The following is a 2,582-nucleotide window of genomic DNA, read 5'->3' on the forward strand; positions in this document are numbered from 1 at the left end:
GTTCTTTTAGCTCTTGCTTTTCTTCCGGACTCAAGTTCATGAGTTTTAGTAATTATTAGAAACTATTTATCATTAATAATATCATGATATCATGATTTTGGTATTTTTGCAAAACTGAGATGCACCCACTCAGTTTCGGGGCAATCCTAATTTAATTCATTATCGTTCCCTCAAGATTTATGGTAGCTATCGATATACTCCAGAGCATTTTCGTCAGGCCATAGAACTAATTTGCACAAAGAAGATTGATCTAGAACCGATTATTACCAATACTGTTCCCTTTTCAAAATTAACAACAGAAGCAGTTGATCTTCACAATCAACCGAATTGCCGAGCCTTAGTAATTGATTTTGCAGAGGTTGATTAAGGTAAGCTATCAGCTATCAGCTAATGCGCTACTTGAGGTGCGTGCGCGTTCAGCTATCAGCTAATGCGCTACTTGAGGTGCGTGCGCGTTCAGCTATCAGCGTCAAAGTCTGTGCCACGAGTCATGGATTTTTCCCAGACTTTCAATTCTCATTACTCTGGAACTATTAAATTCTATCGTTCTAGATTTATTTTAAGCACCGATCTAGTAGCGTGAGGGAAAAGCTGACGGCTGACGGCTGAACGCGCACGCGTGAGCCAAAGGCTCACGGCTGAATGCTTACTGATTAAGGTATAATTAACTTAAAACGTTGATAGCATTTTTTTATTTGTAATTTTGAATTACTTATGATATTAGCAGGTGACTTAGGCGGAACAAATTGCCGATTAGCGGTATTTGAAGAGAACCTCTCTATAGTCCAAAAAAGCACTTATAAGTGTAAAGACTATCACAGTTTTGAAGATCTGGTTGGGGCTTTCGTTAAACGCTGTGAGCATCCCATTAAAATTGCTTGTTTCGGCTTACCTGGTCCAATCCAGGAAGGTGTGTGTAAATTGACTAATTTACCTTGGGATAAAGTAGAAGCGGCTAAATTAGTTTCAGTTACCGGTGTTCCGGTTAGTTTGCTCAACGATGTAGAAGCCAATGCTTATGGCATAGAAACCCTAAAGGATGATGACTTAGTTACTCTTAATGTCGGCACTAAAATACCAGGGGGCAATCGAGCAGTAGTATCACCTGGTACTGGCTTGGGAGAAGCAGCAACCATTGAGGTGGAAGGTCGAGTTCATGCGATCGCATCTGAAGGTGGGAGTACTGACTTTGCTCCTTTGGATGAGCTTCAAGTGGGACTGATGCGTTATGTTCAGCAAGAATACAAACGGGTTAGCTACGAGATTCTTCTAGGAGGTCCTGGCTTGGTTCGTATGTATAATTATTTGCGGGATAGTGGTCATGGCAACACCCCTGAATGGTTAGCAGAAGAAATGAGCAAAGGAGAGCCAGCCGCAGCAATTAGTAATGCAGCTCTGGCCAATAAATGTCCCCTTTGCGTGCAAGCTTTAGAGATGTTTGTCTCAATTTTGGCATCTGAAGCCGGAAATGCTGCTCTTAAGTTTTTCGCAACTGGGGGTGTTTATCTTGGTGGAGGGATTCCCCCTCGCATTCTGGATAAGCTGCATGAACCTCTGTTTATGGAACATTTTATTAATAAGGATAAGATGGTTGATTTGCTGAAGTCTATTCCTATCTATGTGATTCTTAATGACCAGGCCGCTTTGCAGGGTGCTGCTTGGTATGCTCATAGAAGTCTATCTTCAACATAACTAATCTTTATTTATCAGTACGTAAGCATGTTATAGCAGTTCTCAATCCAGTGAGAACTGCTATACCAATTACCAATTACCGACTAACCCAATTACCAACTAAATAGTTGTAGCATCCATAACGGAAAATGGTCTTAGGTGTTTTGTTCCTTAATACTTGGCTTATCAGCACCTTTACCAGTTTTTGCTAGATATATTCCCTCTATAATCACAGCAAAAGCTAGTATGTTAAGAATACTTAAGCTTTCTGAAAATAGAATCCAGGCTAGAATAGCACCAACGATTGGATCAAGAAGCAGCACTAAGGAAACAAAGCCTGAAGAAAAGTTCTTGAGGCTGTATACTACTAAACCATGTCCCACAGCTTCAGAGACAACAGCTAGGGAAATCACTGCTAACCATACTGACCAAGAAATCGGAAAAATTTGATCGCTGAATATCAGAACCACTGGGATCATAAAAAGTGTTCCCAAAGCACAGCGCCAAATCAGTATTCCTTCTACAGAAAACTTGGTTCGCAGTTGTTCTAATAGTAAAAAGTTTACTGCATAAAATACAGAAGATGCTAAGGCCGCAGTATCACCGATAAAGTTATTGGATGATTTTAGCAAATCCTCAATTTGTATAGTAGTTGCCCCTAACAATGCAAGTACCAGACCAATGAGGAATCTACGGTCGAAACGCTGCTTAAATACTAACCATCCTCCTATAGTAGCAAAAAATGGTGTTATAGATCCTATACTACTCCTAAATGATAATAGAGAAAGCCTCATAAGTGCCTAAATTAGGCATAGTAAATAATCGATATTCAATAAATAATTCAAATAATTTCTTAGTGAGCTTGAAAGATTGACATCGTTGATGCATCTGTTGTAAAAGCTTTTTAGCCT

Annotated in this window: 2 protein-coding genes; one reads left to right on the top strand and one right to left on the bottom strand. The window is 39.8% G+C overall.

Annotation, left to right across the window (positions count from 1 at the left end; genetic code table 11):
* Positions 1-714 precede the first annotated feature (714 nt).
* Positions 715-1,692, top strand: a complete 978-nt coding sequence (gene glk, locus F6K46_RS39245; RefSeq protein ID WP_293068746.1) for a glucokinase — start codon at positions 715-717, stop codon at positions 1,690-1,692.
* A gap of 134 nt (positions 1,693-1,826) precedes the next feature.
* Here glk and F6K46_RS39250 read toward each other — a convergent pair whose 3' ends face one another.
* The gene (locus F6K46_RS39250; protein WP_293068749.1) at positions 1,827-2,465 is read right to left on the bottom strand and encodes a DMT family transporter; all 639 of its coding nucleotides are present in this window, start codon (positions 2,463-2,465) and stop codon (positions 1,827-1,829) included.
* Positions 2,466-2,582 lie beyond the last annotated feature (117 nt).

The sequence above is a fragment of the Moorena sp. SIO3E8 genome (assembly GCF_010692445.1).
Classification (GTDB): domain Bacteria; phylum Cyanobacteriota; class Cyanobacteriia; order Cyanobacteriales; family Coleofasciculaceae; genus Moorena; species Moorena bouillonii.

Bases quoted from the DNA above. Each gene is read 5' to 3' on its own strand.
- F6K46_RS39250 (WP_293068749.1), bottom strand. From the start codon at position 2,465: ATGAGGCTTTCTCTATTATCATTTAGGAGTAGTATAGGATCTATAACA.
- glk (WP_293068746.1), top strand. From the start codon at position 715: ATGATATTAGCAGGTGACTTAGGCGGAACAAATTGCCGATTAGCGGTA.